The organism is Frigidibacter sp. ROC022 (assembly GCF_024723735.1).
Lineage (GTDB): Bacteria > Pseudomonadota > Alphaproteobacteria > Rhodobacterales > Rhodobacteraceae > SLM-1.
In genome coordinates, this window is the sequence record NZ_JANQDU010000002.1 from 403513 (window position 1) to 422259 (window position 18747).

The window sequence follows — 18747 nt, forward strand, 5'->3', positions numbered from 1 at the left end:
GACGCAAGGAAAGACCAGATGTCTAGCATTCTGACCAACACCAGCGCGATGGTCGCGCTGCAGACGCTCAAGGGAATCAACGCCAGCCTGAGCTCGACCCAGAACGAGATTTCCACCGGCAAATCGGTGGCCACGGCCAAGGACAACTCGGCCGTCTGGGCGATCTCGAAGGTCATGGAGGCCGACGTGAACGGCTTCAAGGCGATCTCGAACAGTCTCAGCCTGGGCGAATCGACCGTCTCGGTCGGCCGTCAGGCCTCGGAAACCGTGACCGACCTGCTGACCGACATCAAAGGCAAGATCGTCGCGGCGCAGGAATCCAACGTCGATCGCGACAAGATCCAGACCGACATCAACGCGCTGCGCGACCAGATCACCTCGGTGGTCGGGGCCGCCCAGTTCAACGGCCTGAACCTGATCGAGGGCACCGATGACGTGAACGTCCTGTCGTCGCTGGACCGCAAGAACGACGGTTCGGTTTCGGCCTCGCATATCACGGTCAGCCGGCAGGACCTGACCTCGGGCGCGGGCACCTTCGGCTCCACCGGCCTGACCGCGGCGGCCTATGGCACGGTGAACGGCGCCACGGCCTCGGACTTCACCTCGGACGCAGCCGGCAAGGTGGCCGAGATCACCTTCGGTGTCGCCTCGCTGGCCGCGAATGACACCTACGAAGTCAGTATCGACGGCACCACGCTCAGCTACACCGCTGCGGGCACCGAAACGGCCGCCGACCTGGCCAGCCATTTCGTCGGCCAGATCAACGCGCTCGGGCTGGAGGGCATCTCGGCCACCGACGAAGGCGCGGGCGTCATCAACCTGGTCAACACCAAGGGCTACGAAACCGTTGCCGTGACGCTGAACTCCACCTCGGACGCCAATCTCGAGATCACCGATCTGAACGGTGGCGGCGCACCGACCGACGGCGATGTCGGCACCATCGAACAGCGCGCATCGACCATCGACTTCTCGACCACGGCGGGGGTCAACGAAGGCGACAGCTTCAAGGTTACCGCCGGCGGTTCGTCCTTCAACTACATCGCCGGCCGGGGCGAGACGATGGAGGACGTGGCCAAGGGCCTGAAGACCGCCATCGATTCCAACCAGCCGGACGGGATCACCACCAGGGTGCAGCAGGATGCGACCACCGGCCAGTGGAAGCTGGCGGTAGACGATGCCAATGGCGACGGCACCAGCACGACCTTCTCGCTGGCGGTATCCGCGGGCGGCACGGCCTCGGGCGGGTTGTTCGGGCTCGACAACATCGACGTCACCACCAACGAAGGTGCGGCGGCGGCGCTGGATAACATCGAGACGATGATCCAGACCTCGATCGACGCCGCGGCGCAGTTCGGCTCGGTCCAGGGCCGGATCGAGACCCAGTCGACTTTCATCAGCAACCTGACCGACGCGCTGAAGACCGGCATCGGCTCGATGGTCGATGCCGACATGGAAGAGGCCTCGGCCAAGCTTCAGGCGCTTCAGGTTCAGCAACAGCTGGGCGTGCAGTCGCTGTCGATCGCCAACCAGGCGCCGCAGTCGATCCTGTCGCTGTTCCGGTAATCCCGGTCGGGGCGGTCCTTCGGGGCCGCCCCTTTCCATCACGACTCACGTTTCGCAGGCCTGAACGGCCAGACTGACCCCTATTCCGGAAGGAAACGACGTGACATCCATCGACATGGCCCACAACCCCGGCGCCAGAACCGACATGGCCCGCAGCGGCTATTCCGCCGCCGCACAGCCGATCCGCACCCCCCGCAGCATCGAATACGAGGCCTTCGCCCGGATCACCGCCCGGCTTCGGGCCGGCGTCACGGCAGGCCGCGGCGGCTTTGCCGCGCTGGCCGAGGCCCTGCATGACAACCGCCGGCTCTGGACCCTCCTCGCCTCGGACGTGGCCGAGCCCGACAACGGGCTGAGTGCCGAGTTGCGGGCACGGATCTTCTACCTGGCCGAATTCACCAGCCAGCACACCTCGAAGATCCTGGCCGGCAAGGCCAGCGCCGAACCGCTGATCGAGATCAACGCCGCCATCATGGGTGGCCTGCGCAGCGAAAGAGCCGCGGCATGAGCGGCCTGGTCCTCAAGCTTGGCCCCCGCGAAAGGGTGCTGATCAACGGGGCGGTCATCGAGAATGGCGACAAGCGCTCGCGCCTGTCGATCCTGACCCCGAACGCCAACATCCTGCGCCTGCGCGACGCGATCCACCCGGACGAGGTCAACACCCCGGTGCGCCGGGTCTGCTACATCGCGCAGCTCGTTCTCTCGGGCGATGCCGATCCGGACGAGGCCAGGCACCAGCTGTTCCGCGGCATCGAACAGCTCAGCCAGGTGCTGACCGATGCCGACAGCCGGGCGATTCTGAATGACGCCACGCTGGCGGTGCGCGACGGCCAGTTCTATCAGGCGATGAAGGGCCTGCGTGGCCTGCTGCCGCGCGAGGAACGACTTCTGGGAGCCAACCCGACCGGGCGCTCCGGTGCCCGGCAGGACCACCGCCGGCAGGGAATGGCCGCGCAATGAGCTTTCAACCGGTCCTGCCCTTTTCGGGGGTGGCCGGATGGGCCTTTCTGCAGCGCACCCGCGATGCACAGCAGGCGGCCTTCGACGACAGCGCCCGGATTCAGCGCGAGACCACCTATTTCAGGGAGAGAATCGGCGCGGTCGAGACGGCGGAAGATCTGGTCTCGGATCGGCGCCTGCTGCAGGTGGCCCTGGGCGCCTACGGGCTGGATGCCGACATCGATTCGACCTTCTTCGTCAGGAAGGTCCTGGCCGACGGCAGCCAGGACGGTTCCGACCTCGCCAACCGGCTCGCGGACAAGCGCTATCTGGAGATGACCAGGGCCTTCGGTCTTGGCGATGCCGCGGTGCCCGGGACCACCCAGCCCGGATTCGGCGACAGGATCACGGCCGCCTACAAGTCGCGCCAGTTCGAGGTCGCCGTGGGCGCGCAATCGGAAGAGATGCGTCTGGCCCTGGGCTTTGGCCGCGACCTGTCGGCAATCCTGAAACGGCAGTCGACCGAGAACGGGCGCTGGTACGGGGTGATGGGCAACAGCCCGGTCAGCAAGGTGATTCGATCCGCCCTGGGTCTGCCCGCCAGCTTCGCGCAACTGGACCTCGACCAACAACTCAAGGGCTTCCGGGCCGCGGCAGAGCGGGTGTTCGGCCACTCTGACGTTGCCCAGTTCGACGCACCCGACACCCGGGAAAGACTGATCCGCCTGTTCCTGATCCGCTCGCAGGCGCAGGCCGGCGCCCAGACCAGCCGCGGCCAGATCGCGCTGACCCTGCTGCAGGGCGCCGCCACACAGCGCGTCTAGAGACCGAACCCCGGGAAATAATGCCTTTCCTTTTGGGCCCACACCGCCTATATGCCGCCGCTACATGCGCGTGAGGCCCGCTCTGGCCAGAATCACCGGTATTCAAACCCGGTCGGGCCGATTGCGCTATCGAATTTCAATTTGCCCGACAAAGGGGACCCCTGCATGGCCAACTCGCCGCAATCCAAGAAACGCGCCCGCCAGAACGTAACCCGTTTCGCGATCAACAAGGCGCGCCGCTCGCGTATCCGTACCCAGCTCCGCAAAGTCGAAGAGGCGATTGCCTCGGGCAACAAGGACGCCGCTCAGGCCGCCCTGCGTGCCGCCCAGCCCGAGCTGATGCGCGGTGTGACCAAGGGTGTCATCCACAAGAACACCGCTGCGCGGAAAGTCTCGCGCCTGGCCTCGCGGATCAAGGTGCTCGGCTGAGCCCGACCCACGCGGGAATCATCATCCTGTCGATCGAACAGCGCGCCCCGACCCGGGCGCGCTTTTCTTTTCAGTGTGACGTTTTTGCGCCGAGCCTCGCGTCACGTCAGCGGCTTGAGAGATTCGTTGCCACAATTGCTTCGTCAAGCCAGTTGTTTGCGTTGCAGCCTTCCCGGAGCCCTTGCTAGCTTGGTTCTTGCGATTCTCATCGCTCTTGGGGGGCAAGCGAATTCCCCGGGCATCAACCGTTGCCACCCGATCAATTCGGGGGGTGCACGGCAAAAAAAGACTGCCAGATGCCCGGCATTCGGATCCATGGGGTTTCCGGCACGGGGGTGCCGGTTGGCCTGTGTGATCGGTGTTTAGACAACGGCGGCATTGCCGCAGTCTGTCGGCACCCTGTCCATGGGACTGCGCGGATCACGCGCCTTTGGTCCCGGCTGTCACGCCGGCGTCACCGGGGGTCTATCCGCAGGCGCCAGCGCTGGCCGACCGACCCCGCCATCTGCGGCGGGAAGGTATGCCTGTTGCCAACCCGACGAGCGACCGGGGGTCACACGACCAGAACCGGACCGGACGGCTGAATGGGCGGCCAAGGTTCGGGCAACAACAAGCTCGCGTGATGGGACAGGACAAGATGCTGCAGGAAACCTGGGAACGGGTAAGGAAAGAACTTCGCAATTCCATCGGGCAACACAATTTCAGTCACTGGATCGCTCCCCTGACCCTGCGCGAAATCAGCGGATCGCTTGCCGTGCTTGGCGTGTCCTCGGCATTCAACGGAACCTGGGTTGAACGGCACTTCGGCGACAAGATTCTTTCCAGCCTGCGCGCCAATGGCATCGAGGTCTCGGGACTCGATTTCGTGATCGACACCGACGCATGCCAGACCCCGAGCCCCGAGACCGAAACGGCGGTCGCGCCCCTGGCAAACGCTGCCCCGGCCGGTCGGACCACTCAGACGGCGCAACGCGGCGAGGACGACGTCAGCGCCCCGCTCGACCCGCGGTTCCGCTTTGAAAGCTTCGTCGTCGGGAAACCCAACGAAATGGCCCATGCCGCGGCCCGGCGCGTCGCCGAAGGCGGGCCGGTCGCCTATTCGCCGCTGTTCCTCTATGGCGGCGTCGGGCTGGGCAAGACCCACCTGATGCATGCCATCGCCTGGGAGCTGAAGGCCCGGGATCCCGAGCTGAACATCCTCTACACCTCGGCCGACAAGTTCATGTACCGCTTCATCCAGGCGCTGAAGCAGCAGGACATGATGGGGTTCAAGCAGATCTACCGCAATGTCGACGTGCTGATGGTGGACGACATCCAGTTCTTCGCCGGCAAGGATTCGACGCAGGAAGAGTTCTTTCACACGTTCAATGCCCTGGTCGAAGAGAACAAGCAGATCATCCTTTCGGCGGACAAGGCGCCGGGAGCGATCAAGGATCTGGAAGAACGGATTTCCACCCGCATGGCCTCGGGTCTCGTGGTCGACCTGCACCCGACCACCTATGAACTGCGGCTGGGCATCCTGGAGCAGAAGGCGCATTTCTACCGCGAACGCTATCCCGGGCTCGACATCGCGCCGGGGGTGCTGGAATTCCTGGCGCACCGGATTTCGACCAATGTGCGGGTGCTGGAAGGGGCGCTGCTGCGGCTCTATGCCTTTGCCTCGCTGGTCGGCCGTGAAATCGATCTGGAGCTGGTGCACAACTGCCTGGCCGATGTGCTGAAGATTTCCGAGCGCAAGATCACCGTCGAGGAAATCCAGCGCCGGGTGGCCGAGCATTATCACATCCGCCTGTCGGACCTGATCGGGCCCAAGCGAATCCGCCCGGTGGCGCGGCCCCGGCAGACCGCGATGTATCTGTGCAAGAAGCTGACCACCCGCAGCCTGCCCGACATCGGGCGACGGTTCGGCGGCCGCGACCACACCACGGTGATGCATGCGATCAAGCGGATCGACGAGCTGATGCTGACCGACAGCCAGCTGGCTGACGATGTGGAGATGCTTCGCCGCTCGCTGGAAGCCTGACGCGAAACGACGCACCGAAGGGCCATTCCGCCCCGCAAGTGGCGAAAAACCCCTGTGCTCCGCAGAAAAACCCGCTAGACAATTGGAAAACCGTTGAACCCGGCCCGGGCTTGGGTAACCTCGCCAGTCCCGGGAAGTTGGAGTGGGACATGAAGATCAGCATCGAACGCGCCGCGCTTTTGAAGGCGGTCAGTCAGGCCCAGTCCGTGGTCGAGCGGCGGAACACGATTCCGATCCTTGCCAATGTGCTGATCGAAGCCGAGGGCGATACCGTCCAGTTCCGCGCGACCGACCTGGATATCGAGGTCGTGGACCGCGCTCCCGCCATGGTCGAACGCGCCGGCGCGACGACTGTTTCGGCGGTGACGCTGCACGAGATCGTGCGCAAGCTGCCGGACGGGGCCATGGTCTCGCTCACCGATGACGGCGCTTCGGGCCGACTGATGGTCGATGCCGGGCGGTCTTCGTTCCAGCTCACCACCCTGCCCAAGGAAGACTTCCCGGTGATGGCGACCTCGGATTACGAGGTGAATTTCACCGCCGACGCGCCGGTTCTGCGGCGTCTGTTCGACAAGTCGAAATTCGCGATCTCGACGGAAGAGACGCGTTATTACCTGAACGGCGTCTATATGCATGTCGCCGACGGCGACGGCGGGCGCAAGCTGCGCTGCGTCGCCACCGATGGCCACCGTCTGGCCCGGATCGACGCCGACCTGCCCGAGGGTGCCGAAACGATGCCGGGCGTCATCGTGCCGCGCAAGACGGTGGGAGAGCTGCGCAAGCTTCTCGACGATGACGAAACCAAGATCGCCGTCTCGGTATCGGAAACCAAGGTCCGCTTCGCGACGCCCGAGATCACCCTGACCTCGAAGGTCATCGACGGCACCTTCCCGGATTATTCGCGGGTCATCCCGACCGGCAACACCAAGGTGATGGAGGTCGATGCCTCGGATTTCGCCGCCGCCGTCGACCGGGTGTCCACCGTGTCCTCGGAACGCTCGCGGGCAGTGAAACTGTCGCTGGACCAGGACCGTCTGGTGCTCTCGGTCAATGCACCGGACAGCGGCGCGGCCGAGGAAGAGCTGGGCGTCGCCTATGACGACGAAAAGCTCGAGATCGGCTTCAACGCCAAGTATCTGCTGGAAATCGCCGGCCAGGTGGACCGCGAGAACGCGGTGTTCCGGTTCAACTCCTCGGGCGATCCGACCCTGATGCAGGAAGGCGGCGACGGCTCGGCGGTCTATGTCGTCATGCCGATGCGGGTCTGACCCTATCCCGACCCAGGCCGAGGGCGGCCCGCCCGGTGGCTGAAAGGCGCCAGCAATGTCCCGCCTCGCCCTGACCTCGCTGACCCTGTCGCATTTCCGCAGCCATGCCCTGGCGCGGTTGCGCTTCGATGGACGGCCGGTGGCGATCTGGGGCCCGAACGGGGCCGGCAAGACCAACATTCTGGAGGCCCTGTCGCTGCTGTCGCCCGGCCGCGGTCTGCGGCGGGCAGCGGCGGACGAGATGGTGCGGCGGCCCGACGGGCCCGGGTGGATGATCGCCGCGATGCTCGAAACCCCTTCACAGACCCATGAATTGAAGACCTGGGCCGAACCGGGCGCGGCGCGTCAGGTGAGCATCGACACCAAGGCCGCGCCGCAGGTGGCATTGGGCCGGCTGCTGCGGATGCTCTGGCTTGTGCCCTCGATGGACCGGCTCTGGATCGAAGGCGCGGACGGGCGGCGGCGGTTCCTCGACCGGATCGCGCTGAGTTTCGAACCGGCCCATGCCGAGGCCTCGCTGGCCTATGACAAAGCGATGCGGGAAAGGAATCGACTGCTCAAGGACATGGTGACCGATGCGCATTGGTACCTGGCGCTGGAGGCGAAGATGGCCGAGGCCGGGGCCGCGATCACGCGGAACCGGACCGCCGCACTGGCACGGATCGCCGCCGCGACCGAGGGTGCCGAGACCGCCTTTCCGGCGGCCCGGCTGGCGCTGCTCTCCAACGACGAGCATCCCGAGACGCATGAAGACCTGGCGCCGGTCCTGGCCGACAACCGGCGCCGCGACATGGCGGCGGGGCGCACGCTGATCGGGCCGCATCGCGCCGATCTGGGCGCGGTCTGGGCCGCCAAGGACATCCCCGCCGCGCAATGTTCGACCGGCGAGCAGAAGGCGCTGCTGATCTCGCTGATCCTCGCCAATGCCCGTGCCCTGGCCGAAGACACCGGCGCCGCGCCGATCCTGCTGCTGGACGAGGTGGCGGCGCATCTCGACGCCAGCCGCCGCAGCGCGCTCTATGACGAGATCTGCGCATTGGGCGCACAGGCCTTCATGACCGGCACCGGGGCCGAGCTGTTCGCCGATCTCGGCGACCGGGCGCAGCGGCTGGAAGTGGTCGAGCAGGACGGCGCCTCGGCGGTCCGGCCGGACTGAGTCGGATTTCGCTTGCCAGCCGCCCCGCCATCCGCTTTGGCAGCTGCGCAACCTGGCGCAAGAGTCCGTCCATGACCGTCACCCTGTCGCAGATGCTGTTCTATACAGGCGCCCTAGTGGTGCTCTTCGTCACCCCCGGCCCGGTCTGGATGGCGATGATCGCGCGCGGCCTGTCGGGTGGCTTCTCGGCGGCCTTCCCGGTGGCCCTGGGCGTGGCGATCGGTGATGTCGTCTGGCCGCTGACCGCGATTCTGGGCGTCACCTGGATCGTCAGCCAGTTTGCCGACTTCATGCTGGTCCTGCGTTGGGTCGCCTGCCTGATGTTCCTGGGCATGGGGCTGTTGCTGCTGCGCAACGCCGGTCACAGGATCGGCAGCGACAGCCGCCTGACCCGACCCGGCCGGCTGGCCGGATTCCTGGCCGGGATGGCGGTGATCCTGGGCAATCCCAAGGCGATCCTGTTCTACATGGGCGTGCTGCCGGGCTTCTTCGATATCGGCAGCCTGACCTGGCCCGACATCGCGGTGATCTGCCTGGCCTCCTTTGCCGTGCCGCTGACCGGAAACTTCATCATGGCGCTTTCGGTGCACCGAATCCGGAGCCTCTTGACGACGCCCGGGGCGCTGCGCAGGCTGAATATCGGGGCCGGACTCATGCTGATCTGCGTGGGCCTTGTGATTCCCCTGCTTTGACACCAAATCTTGTGGTGCAAGCGTGACATTCCCCACAAAACTTCGTAAAAACCAGCGTCACAACCAAGGACGCAGCCGCATGGCCGATGACTCCCGCGATCCGGAAGAATACGGCGCGAATTCAATCAAGGTTCTCAAAGGCTTGGACGCCGTACGCAAGCGGCCGGGCATGTATATCGGTGACACCGATGACGGCTCGGGCCTGCATCACATGGTCTACGAGGCCGTGGACAACGGAATTGACGAGGCCCTGGCCGGCCATGCCACCGAGGTTTCGGTGATTCTCCACGCCGACAACTCGGTCTCGGTGATCGACAACGGCCGCGGCATCCCCGTGGACCTGCACGAGGAAGAGGGCGTTTCGGCGGCCGAGGTCATCATGACCCAGCTGCACGCCGGCGGGAAGTTCGACCAGAACTCCTACAAGGTCTCGGGCGGCCTGCACGGCGTCGGGATTTCCGTCGTCAATGCGCTGTCGGACTGGCTGGAACTGCGGATCTGGCGGAACGGCAAGGAACATGTGGCGCGGTTCGAACGCGGCGTGACGACCGAGCCGCTGAAGGTGGTGGGCGATGCCGGCGGCCGGAAGGGCACCGAAGTGCGCTTTCTGGCCTCGACCACGACCTTTTCCAATCTCGACTATCAGTTCAAGACGCTCGAAAACCGGCTGCGCGAGCTGGCCTTCCTGAATTCGGGCGTGAAGATCCTGCTGGAGGATCACCGCCCGGCCGAACCCCTGCGCACCGAGCTGTTCTATGAAGGCGGGGTCAAGGAATTCGTCCGCTATGTCGACCGCCACAAGCAGGCGATGCTGCCCGATCCGATCTATGTCATCGGTGAGCGTGACGGGATCACCGTCGAGGTCGCGATGTGGTGGAACGACAGCTACAACGAGATGGTGCTGCCCTTCACCAACAACATCCCGCAGCGCGACGGCGGCACCCATCTGGCGGGCTTCCGCGGGGCGCTGACCCGGACGATCAACCTCTATGCCAACTCGTCCGGCATCCTGAAGAAGGAAAAGGTCAACTTCACCGGCGATGACGCCCGTGAGGGCCTGACCGCGGTGCTCTCGGTCAAGGTGCCCGACCCCAAGTTCTCCAGTCAGACCAAGGACAAGCTGGTCTCGTCCGAAGTGCGGCCCGCGGTCGAGAACCTGATGAACGAGAAACTTGCGGAATGGTTCGAGGAGAACCCGCAGGAAGCGCGGCAGATCGTCAGCAAGATCGTCGAGGCGGCGCTGGCCCGCGAAGCCGCCCGCAAGGCGCGCGAAATGACGCGCAAGAAGTCCTCGCTGGATGTCGCCTCGCTGCCCGGCAAGCTGGCCGACTGCCAGGAACGCGACCCGGCCAAGCGCGAACTGTTCATCGTCGAGGGGGATTCGGCCGGCGGCTCGGCCAAGCAGGGCCGGGCACGAAGCAATCAGGCGGTTCTGCCTCTGCGGGGCAAGATCCTGAACGTGGAGCGGGCGCGGTTCGACCGGATGCTGTCGTCCGAGACCGTCGGCACGCTGATCACCGCCCTGGGCACCGGCATCGGCCGCGACGAGTTCGACATCAGCAAGCTGCGCTACCACAAGATCATCATCATGACCGATGCCGATGTGGATGGCGCCCATATCCGGACCCTGCTGCTGACCTTCTTCTTCCGCCAGATGCCGGAAATCATCGAGGACGGATATCTCTTCATCGCTCAGCCGCCGCTCTACAAGGTCGCGCGCGGCAAGTCGGAAGTCTATCTGAAGGACGAACAGGCGCTGGACGACTATCTGATCGAGGCCGGGACCGACGGCGCGGTTCTGCGGCTGACCTCGGGCGAAGAGATCGCCGGGGCCGACCTTCTGAGGGTGATCGAAGGCGCGCGGGCGTTCCGCAAGGTGCTGGACGCCTTCCCGACCCATTATCCGCGCCATATCCTGGAACACGCAGCCCTGGCCGGCGCTTTCGATCCGGGCCGGGCCGACACCGACCTGCAGGCGGTGGCCGACAAGCTGACCGAACGGCTGGACATGGTTTCGGTCGAATACGAACGCGGCTGGATCGGACGGATTACCCAGGATCACGGGATCCGGCTGGCCCGGGTTCTGCGCGGCGTGGAAGAGGTGCGCACCCTGGACGGCGCGGTCCTGCGCTCGGGCGAGGCGCGGCGCCTCTCGGAAGTGTCCCGCAGCACCCGCGACACCTATGCCGAACCCTCCCGACTGGTTCGAAAGGACCGGGAAGTGCTGATCCACGGTCCGGTGGACCTGCTGAAGGCGATCCTGACCGAGGGCGAAAAGGGCCTGACGCTGCAACGCTACAAGGGTCTGGGCGAAATGAACCCGGAACAGCTCTGGGAAACCACCCTGGACCCCGAAGCGCGCACCTTGTTGCAGGTCCGGGTCTCGGATCTGGCCGAGGCGGACGACCTGTTCACCAAGCTGATGGGTGATGTGGTCGAACCCCGGCGCGAGTTCATCCAGCAGAACGCGCTGAACGTCGAGAACCTGGATTTCTAGGGCGCTGCCGGTGAGAAAATTTCTTTCGCGGCGCGCATGATCTTCGCGCCGCGAGAAGCCGAAAGACCTGGATTATCAATACCTTTCAGTGCCTTGAGTTGAGTTCCGTTCTCGGCGTCCGCTAGGCATGCCCCTGTTCTTGGCCCCCTCGGCAGATGCGGATTCCCGCCGCGCCGGCCACCCCGGGAACCGAAGTAGCACCCGGCATTCCGGCCCGGCGATACCCTGCGCCTTCGATGGACCGGCCGCTTCGGGGCCCGGGCACGATCCCGAGGAGGATGGCCAGGGGACTGTCGGGCCGGAATGGATATGCTAGGACGGCCATGAACCGCCCGCCCTGATCCCCACCTGCTGGAGCCCGGCCCCATGTCGCTGACCTGCTTCAAATCCTATGACATCCGCGGCCGGATCGGTGTCGATCTCGACGCCGATATCGCCCGGCGGATCGGTCGCGCCTTTGCCGAGGTTCTGGATGCCCGCCAGGTGGTGCTGGGGCGCGATATCCGGAACTCCTCGCCCGAACTCGCCGCGGCAGTGGCGGCGGGCCTGACGGCGACCGGGGTCCAGGTGCTCGATCTCGGGATATGCGGAACCGAAGAGGTCTACTTCGCCACCGGCGCCTTGGAGGCGAATGGCGGGATCATGGTCACCGCCTCGCACAACCCGATCGACTACAACGGCATGAAACTGGTCAAGGCCGGCGCGGCGCCGCTCGACCCGGTGCAGGATCTGAAGCCGATCAAGGCTCTGGCGGAAAGCGCGGCCTTCGCGCCCGACCGTGCCGGCGGCGCGATCCATGACCGCAGCGGCACCCGCGCCGCCTATGTCGAGCGGGTGCTGTCCTTTGTCGATGTCGCAGCGCTGCGGCCCCTGCATATCCTGGTCAACGCCGGAAACGGCGCCGCCGGGCCGACCTTCGACGCACTCGCCACCGCGCTGGAGGCCGCCGGGGCGCCGCTGCGCTTCACCCGGATGCACCATGCGCCGGATGGCAGCTTTCCGAACGGCATCCCCAACCCGCTGCTCACCGCCAATCAGCCGGCAACCGCCGAGGCCGTGCGGCAGGCCGGCGCCGACATGGGCATCGCATGGGACGGCGACTTCGACCGCTGCTTCTTCTTCGACGCCACTGGGCGGTTCATCCCCGGTGAACATATCGTCGGGCTTCTGGCCCGGGCCTTCCTGACCCGCGCACCGGGCGCCGCCATCGCCTATGACCCGCGGGTGGTGCTTTCGACCCGCGACATCATCGCCCGGGCCGGGGGCCGTGCGGTTCAGGCCAACACCGGCCATGTCAATCTGAAGGCGGCGCTGCGCTCTGCCGGCGCGGTCTATGGCGGCGAGATGTCGGCGCATCACTATTTCCGCGATTTCTACTGCTGCGACAGCGGCATGATCCCCTGGCTGCTGGTGGCCGAGCTTCTGGGCCGCACCGGCGAGTCGCTGGCCGGCCTGGTCGATGAGCAGATGCGCCGCTTCCCCTCGTCGGGAGAGATCAACTTTCAGATCGACGATCCCGCGGCCGCGATTGCCCGGGTCGAGGCCGCGATGATCGACCGTGCGACCGCCCGCGACGACTCGGACGGTCTGTCGCTGGAGTTTCCGGGCGGACGGTTCAACCTGCGTCGCTCGAATACCGAACCCCTGGTGCGGCTGAATGTCGAAACCCGGGGCGACCCGGCCCTGCTGGACGAGATGACCGCCCAGATCACCCGGCTGCTCGAGGGCTAGCTCCGGCCCCCGTGGCGGCGGGCGCAGCGAATCCCGGCGGACACGGACCCGGCAAAATATCGTGGTTTTTCAGGTTCCAGCCTTGAACATCCGCGCCGCTGCCCATTAATCGCAAGGGCCGCGAGTCCTCTGCGCCTCGGCCTGGCGCCATGCAACGATAAACCTTCGGGGGATGACTCGTGCCGGAATTCCTGACTGCGGAAGCCTTGGTAGCCTTTGGTCAGGTGATCCTCATCGACATAGCCCTGGCAGCCGACAACGCTGTGGTAATCGCGCTTGCGGCCAGCGGCCTGCCGCCCAAGCAACGGCGCGTCGCGGTGGCCTGGGGCATCGGTGCCGCGACCATCCTGCGGATCGCCTTCGCCACGGTGACCGTGCAGATCCTGAACATCGTCGGCCTGGTTCTGGCGGGCGGCATCCTGCTTCTCTGGGTCTGCTGGAAGATGTGGGCCGAGCTGCATCCCGATGGCGTCCGGGCCGCCTTTGCCGCCTGGCGCGAAAGACGCCATGCCCCGGAGCAGCCCGAGGAACTGCCGATTTCCGTGGACGAGACGGCGGCCCAGCCCAAGACGCTGAAACAGGCGGTTCTGCAGATCGTCATCGCCGATGTCTCGATGTCGCTGGACAACGTCCTGGCGGTGGCCGGCGCGGCGCGGGAACATCCCTATGCGCTGATCTTCGGCCTCGGCCTGTCGATCGCCATGATGGGCTTTGCCGCAATGCTGATCGCCCGGCTGCTGCAACGGCACAAGTGGATCGCCTATGCCGGGCTGCTGATCGTCTTCTATGTCGCGGTGAAGATGATCCTGGAAGGCTCGCATCAGGTCATGGCGATGGGCATCGGCTGAGCCGGCGGGTTGCCGGCCGAGGTCACTGCTTTGGCGATTCCACACCTTCGACCCAGGTGCGGCTCGGCTTCAGATCCGCATCCAGCAGCACCAGGTCGGCGCGCTGCCCGGCCTGCAGGCGCCCGCGGTCGCTCAACCCGAGATAGTCGGCGGGCCAGGTCGCGGCCATGGCCAGGGCAGTCTCCAGCGGCAGCTCCAGCTGCCGAACCGCAAAGCGCAGCGCGGTCGCCATGTCGAGATCGGAACCGGCCAGCGTCCCGTCCTCGAGCGTGAGACGCGAAACTCCGGCATCATCCGTCCGGGAAACGGTCCGGCCGTTCAGCATGAAGCTGTCGGACTCGCTGCCGACCAGGGCCATGGCATCGGTGACAAGGAACAGCCGCCCCGGCCCGCGCTTGGCCCGCAGTGCGATCCGCAGCATGGCCGGATCGACATGGTGGCCATCGGCGATGATCCCGGCCCAGGCCCCCGGATGGTCGAGCACCGCGCCCGGCAGCCCGGGCGCCCGGTGGCCCAGCGGCGCCATGGCGTTGAACAGATGCGTGGCGCCCCGGGCTCCGGCCTCGAAGAACCGCAGGGCGGTGGCATGGTCGCAATCGGTGTGACCCAGGCTGACAGTGACCCCGCCGCGCACCAGCCGCGCGACCTGTTCGGGGCTGGCCTGCTCGGCCGCGAGGGTCAGCACCAGGGCCGGAAACCGCGTCGCAGCCCCAATATAGACACTGATGTCAGCCTCGGTCAGCGGCCGCATCAGCTCGGCCAGATGGGCGCCCTTGCGGGCGGGGGCCAGGTGCGGCCCTTCCAGATGCAGACCCGCGACGCCCGCACCGATCGGCGCCGACAGCAGCCGCTGCATCGCTTCGGGCTGGTCGGTGATCAGAGTCGGCAACAGGCTGGTGGTGCCATAGCGCCGATGCGCCGCCGCGATCCGCTGCATGGTCGTGGCCGAGGGGTCATCGTTCAGCATCGCCCCGCCGCCGCCGTTCACCTGCGCGTCGACAAAGCCCGGCGCCAGCAAGCCGTCCAGTTCCTCTACCAACGTGCCCGCCGGCAGGTCGCCCGGACCGACGATTCCGGCAATCCGCCCGCCATCGAGCAGCAACAGCACGCCATCGCGGATCTGCGTGCCGTCGAAGATCTGCCGGGGACGCAGGGCGGTCAGGGCCATCACAGGGTCTCCGTCACCTTTGACAGTTTCTCCGGGTGGTCCGGGTCCAGCCCCTTGGCCCGGGCGACTCCCTCGATCAGCCGGTAATAGACCAGCAGCCCGACCAGCGGGTCGATCAGGCCGCAGCCGGTGCCCGGCAGCCGCATCGCCAGGCCGGGCACCTCGACCGACGACAGCGCGATGGTCTGCGCGCCAAGCGCCTGCACCCGCTTCAGCGTCGCCAGATTGCCGGACAGGCCGGGATCGTCGGGCAGGAAGGCCAGCACCGGGAAGCCGGCGCCAACCAGTTGCAGCGGGCCATGGATCAGCTCGGCCAGCGAAAAGGCCTCGGCATGCAACCCGGCCACTTCCTTGCCCTTCAGCGCCGCTTCCAGCGCAATTCCATAGCCCGGCCCCCGGGCCCCGATATAGAACGAGCGGGTCTCGGCCAGAAGCCGCAGGGCCGGCTGGAAATCCAGCCCTTCGGTGGCCGACAATGCTTCGGGAAGCCTTTTCAGACCCTGCATCAACTGGTCATCCCCCGACGCGGCGGCTGCGATTCCGGCCAGGGCCACCACCGAGGCGATGAAGCTCTTCGTCGCCGCCACGCTGCGTTCCGGCCCTGCGCCCAGGGCCAGCACCACGTCGGCCGCCTGCGCGACCGGGGAGTCCTCGACATTCACCACCGCCACGGTCAGCGCCCCGCCGGCCTTGGCGGCGGCCTGCATGGCCAGGATGTCCGGGCTGGCACCGGATTGCGAGACGGTGATGTGCATCGCATTGCCCAGCTTCAGCGGCCGCTTGTAGACCGAGGCGATCGACGGGCCGATCGAAACGACCGGCAGGCCCGTCTCTATCTCCATCAGATACTTGAACACCGTCGCCGCATGGTCTGACGAGCCCCGCGCCGCGGTCGAGATCAGCGAGATGCCGCGCGTCCTGATCGCTTCGGCCAGTTGCGCCCATTGCGGCCCGGCACGTTCCAGAAGCCGGGCGATCACCTGCGGCGATTCTCCCGCTTCGCTCAGCATCAGGGATTGGGATCCAGACATCTTGTCTCCTCAGGGGTCGAGTGTCAGTTCTGCGATGAAGTCATAACGGTCGCCGCGATAAGACGAGGTTGTGACCTCGATGGCCCGACCGTTCGACAGGAAGCTGCGCCGCTCGATCCGCAGCACCGGGCTGCCCGGCGCGGTGCCCAGCAGCCCCGCATCTTCCGCCGTGGCGATCCCGGCATGGATTCTCTGCAGCGCCCGCACCGGCATGTTGCCCGAGGCCCGCAAGGCATCGTAAAGCGATTCCCCCATGCTGGGGATGTCGATGGCCGAGGCCGGAACCACCGCGCTTTCGATCGCCAGCGGCTCTCCATCCGACAACCGCACCCGGGTCAGGCGCAACACGGTCTCGGTCGGCGACAGGCCCAGCTTCAGGATGTCGGACGGGTCGGCCAGCGCCACCTCCCGCTCCAGCACCCGCGAAGTCGCCACCGCGCCGCGCCGTTTCATGTCCTCGGTGAAACCGACCAGCACGGACAGCGGCTGATCGATTTGCTTGGCCACAAAGCTTCCGGCCCCGTGGCGCCGCGACACGATGCCCTTGCGGCACAATTCATCGATCGCCTTGCGCACCGTGACCCGCGAACAGCCCGCCGCCTTGGCCAGATCGCGTTCCGAGGGCAGCGCCGCCCCGCCGCGCAGCTCGCCCGCCTCGATCAGCGCGCCGATCGTCTGCGCCATCTTCAGATACAGCGGGTCGCCGCCGGCTGCCTGCATGTCGGAGACGATCCGCGACAGAAGCCCGGGTTCCGGATCGGCCCCGATGCTCATGCCCGGACTCCCGCAACCGACCGCATCCGGGGGTCGAGCGTGTCTCGCAGCGCATCGCCCAGCAGGTTGAAGCCGAAGGAGAGGAACAGGATCGCCAGACCCGAGAAGATCGCCGGCCAGGGGGCCAGCAACAGGAAGTTGCGGCCTTCGGACAGCATCAGCCCCAGCGACGGCACCGGCGGCTGCGCCCCGAGACCCAGAAAACTCAGCGAAGCCTCCACCAGGATCGCCGCCGACAGCAGGAGCGAGGTCTGGACCAGGATGACCGAGACCAGATTGGGCAGGATATGGGTCAGGATGATCCGCGCATCCGAGGCCCCGACCGCCTTGGCGCCCAGGACATATTCGCTTTCGCAGATCACCAGCGCCGGGCCGCGCAGGAGACGTGCGAAGATCGGGGTATAGACCACCGCGATGGCCAGCGCCGCGCTCCACAGGTTGGGGCCGATGATGGCGATCACGCCGATCGCCAGAAGCAGGATCGGAAAGGCGAAGAGCACATCCATCAGCCGCATCACGATCCGGTCGAACCAGCCGCGCGTATAGGCGGCGATCATGCCGATGCTGCCGCCCAGTACCAGCGCCAGCGCCACCGAGGCGGTGCAGGTCATCAGCGAGGTCCGGTAGCCGTAGACGATCCGCGCCAGGACGTCGCGGCCCAGCTGGTCGGTCCCCAGCAGGTTCAACGCATTCGGCGGCTTGATCCGCTGCACCATGACTTGCCGGAACGGATCCTGAAACCCCAGCCAGGGTGCCAGCAGCGCGACAAGCACCTGCAGGGCCACAAGCCCGATGGCAAAGCTCAACAGCCGGTTCCGGCGCATAAACTCCCTCATCGCGTCACCCGCGGGTCTATGGTTGCGTAGAGCAGATCGACGATGAAGTTCACCAGCACGAAGGCGAAGGTGACGGTCAGGATCGTCGCCTGCACCAGCGGATAGTTGCGTTCGGAAATCGCGCCCAGCACCAGCCTGCCCAGCCCGGGGATGGCAAAGACCTGCTCCACCACGATGGCCCCGCCCAGAAGATAGCCGACCGAGACCCCGACCGAGGTGACGAAGGGGATCAGCGCATTGCGCAGGGCATGGCGATAGACCACCCGCCGCCTCCCGGCGCCCTTGGCCTTGGCGGTGCGGATATAGTCCTGCCCCAGCGCATCCAGCATCGCCGAGCGCACCAGCCGCGACAGGTTGGCCAGCATCGGCAGGCAGAGCGCGAAGACCGGCAGAACCATTCGTTGCAGATTGCCCAGGGGGTCCTCGCTGAAGGGAACATAGCCCAGCATCGACACCCCGGGCATCAGTTTGGACACGAAGAGGATCGAGACGATGCCCAGCCAGAAGCTCGGGATCGTCAGCCCGGCGATGGCCCCGACGCGCACCGCCACCTCGGCGCCCCGGCCCCGCGCCTGCGCCATGAAGGCGCCGATCGGAATCGACAGCCCGGCCCCGACCAGCACCGCCAGAAACGTCAGTTCGAAGGTCGGCCCGATGGCCGAGGCGATCTCCTCCGTCACCGGCCGTCCGGTCCAGATCGAAGTGCCGAAATCACCGCGCAGCGCACCGCCGATCCAATGCGCATATTGCACCGGCATTGGCAGATCGAGCCCCAGGCGATGCTCCAGCTCGGCCACCCGGTCCGGGGTGATCTCGGTATTGGCGCCCAGCATGATCATCACCGCGTCCCCGGGGATCAGGCGGATCATCAGGAACACCAGGATCGACACGCCGAACATCACGAAGGCCAGGTCGATCAATCGTCCAAGGAGGAACTTCGGGGTCATCGGAATTGGCCCCGGCGCGAA

17 protein-coding genes are annotated in these 18747 nt (G+C 66.2%); 12 read left to right on the forward strand and 5 right to left on the reverse strand.

Annotation, left to right across the window (positions count from 1 at the left end):
- The first annotated feature begins 18 nt into the window (after nucleotides 1-18).
- The 12 genes from NUW50_RS08730 to NUW50_RS08785 all read left to right on the forward strand — a co-directional run bounded on the left by NUW50_RS08730 (nucleotide 19) and on the right by NUW50_RS08785 (nucleotide 13970).
- Complete coding sequence (locus NUW50_RS08730; RefSeq protein WP_258288715.1) at nucleotides 19-1563, forward strand: flagellin N-terminal helical domain-containing protein; 1545 nt, start codon at nucleotides 19-21, stop codon at nucleotides 1561-1563.
- A 100-nt stretch (nucleotides 1564-1663) separates the two neighbouring features.
- On the forward strand, nucleotides 1664-2071 hold the full coding sequence (gene flaF, locus NUW50_RS08735) for a flagellar biosynthesis regulator FlaF (protein WP_338001350.1): 408 nt from the start codon (nucleotides 1664-1666) through the stop codon (nucleotides 2069-2071).
- Complete coding sequence (gene flbT / locus NUW50_RS08740; protein ID WP_258288716.1) at nucleotides 2068-2523, forward strand: flagellar biosynthesis repressor FlbT; 456 nt, start codon at nucleotides 2068-2070, stop codon at nucleotides 2521-2523. Before flaF ends, flbT begins: the two co-directional genes overlap by 4 nt.
- Nucleotides 2520-3326: a DUF1217 domain-containing protein gene (locus NUW50_RS08745; protein WP_258288717.1), complete on the forward strand. Its 807-nt coding sequence runs from the start codon at nucleotides 2520-2522 to the stop codon at nucleotides 3324-3326. Before flbT ends, NUW50_RS08745 begins: the two co-directional genes overlap by 4 nt.
- 165 nt (nucleotides 3327-3491) lie before the next feature.
- Complete coding sequence (gene rpsT, locus NUW50_RS08750) at nucleotides 3492-3755, forward strand: 30S ribosomal protein S20 (protein ID WP_258288718.1); 264 nt, start codon at nucleotides 3492-3494, stop codon at nucleotides 3753-3755.
- 637 nt (nucleotides 3756-4392) lie between these two features.
- The gene (gene dnaA, locus NUW50_RS08755) at nucleotides 4393-5778 is read left to right on the forward strand and encodes a chromosomal replication initiator protein DnaA (protein ID WP_258289311.1); all 1386 of its coding nucleotides are present in this window, start codon (nucleotides 4393-4395) and stop codon (nucleotides 5776-5778) included.
- A gap of 149 nt (nucleotides 5779-5927) precedes the next feature.
- Nucleotides 5928-7046 carry a DNA polymerase III subunit beta gene (gene dnaN, locus NUW50_RS08760; protein ID WP_258288719.1) on the forward strand — a complete coding sequence of 373 codons (1119 nt, stop codon included), beginning with the start codon at nucleotides 5928-5930 and terminating at the stop codon, nucleotides 7044-7046.
- Between the two features lie 55 nt (nucleotides 7047-7101).
- A complete protein-coding gene (gene recF / locus NUW50_RS08765; RefSeq protein WP_258288720.1) occupies nucleotides 7102-8202 on the forward strand; it encodes a DNA replication/repair protein RecF in 1101 nt (366 codons plus the stop codon).
- Between the two features lie 71 nt (nucleotides 8203-8273).
- Nucleotides 8274-8894, forward strand: coding sequence for a LysE family translocator (locus NUW50_RS08770; protein WP_258288721.1), 621 nt, complete (start codon nucleotides 8274-8276; stop codon nucleotides 8892-8894).
- A 79-nt stretch (nucleotides 8895-8973) separates the two neighbouring features.
- Nucleotides 8974-11391: a DNA topoisomerase (ATP-hydrolyzing) subunit B gene (gene gyrB, locus NUW50_RS08775; RefSeq protein WP_258288722.1), complete on the forward strand. Its 2418-nt coding sequence runs from the start codon at nucleotides 8974-8976 to the stop codon at nucleotides 11389-11391.
- 366 nt (nucleotides 11392-11757) lie between these two features.
- Nucleotides 11758-13122 (forward strand): phosphomannomutase, encoded by a 1365-nt coding sequence (locus NUW50_RS08780; protein ID WP_258288723.1) that lies wholly within the window; start codon nucleotides 11758-11760, stop codon nucleotides 13120-13122.
- 179 nt (nucleotides 13123-13301) lie between these two features.
- The gene (locus NUW50_RS08785) at nucleotides 13302-13970 is read left to right on the forward strand and encodes a TerC family protein (protein ID WP_258288724.1); all 669 of its coding nucleotides are present in this window, start codon (nucleotides 13302-13304) and stop codon (nucleotides 13968-13970) included.
- A gap of 22 nt (nucleotides 13971-13992) precedes the next feature.
- Here NUW50_RS08785 and nagA read toward each other — a convergent pair whose 3' ends face one another.
- From nagA to NUW50_RS08810, 5 genes are read right to left on the reverse strand one after another with little or no spacing between them, the layout of a single operon-like run.
- The gene (gene nagA, locus NUW50_RS08790) at nucleotides 13993-15138 is read right to left on the reverse strand and encodes an N-acetylglucosamine-6-phosphate deacetylase (protein ID WP_258288725.1); all 1146 of its coding nucleotides are present in this window, start codon (nucleotides 15136-15138) and stop codon (nucleotides 13993-13995) included.
- Nucleotides 15138-16169, reverse strand: a complete 1032-nt coding sequence (locus tag NUW50_RS08795; protein WP_258288726.1) for an SIS domain-containing protein — start codon at nucleotides 16167-16169, stop codon at nucleotides 15138-15140. The genes nagA and NUW50_RS08795 overlap by 1 nt, the downstream gene beginning before the upstream one ends.
- A gap of 9 nt (nucleotides 16170-16178) precedes the next feature.
- Nucleotides 16179-16943 (reverse strand): GntR family transcriptional regulator, encoded by a 765-nt coding sequence (locus tag NUW50_RS08800; protein ID WP_258288727.1) that lies wholly within the window; start codon nucleotides 16941-16943, stop codon nucleotides 16179-16181.
- Nucleotides 16940-17779 carry an ABC transporter permease gene (locus NUW50_RS08805; RefSeq protein ID WP_258288728.1) on the reverse strand — a complete coding sequence of 280 codons (840 nt, stop codon included), beginning with the start codon at nucleotides 17777-17779 and terminating at the stop codon, nucleotides 16940-16942. The genes NUW50_RS08800 and NUW50_RS08805 overlap by 4 nt, the downstream gene beginning before the upstream one ends.
- Nucleotides 17776-18726, reverse strand: coding sequence for an ABC transporter permease (locus NUW50_RS08810; protein WP_258288729.1), 951 nt, complete (start codon nucleotides 18724-18726; stop codon nucleotides 17776-17778). The genes NUW50_RS08805 and NUW50_RS08810 overlap by 4 nt, the downstream gene beginning before the upstream one ends.
- Nucleotides 18727-18747 lie beyond the last annotated feature (21 nt).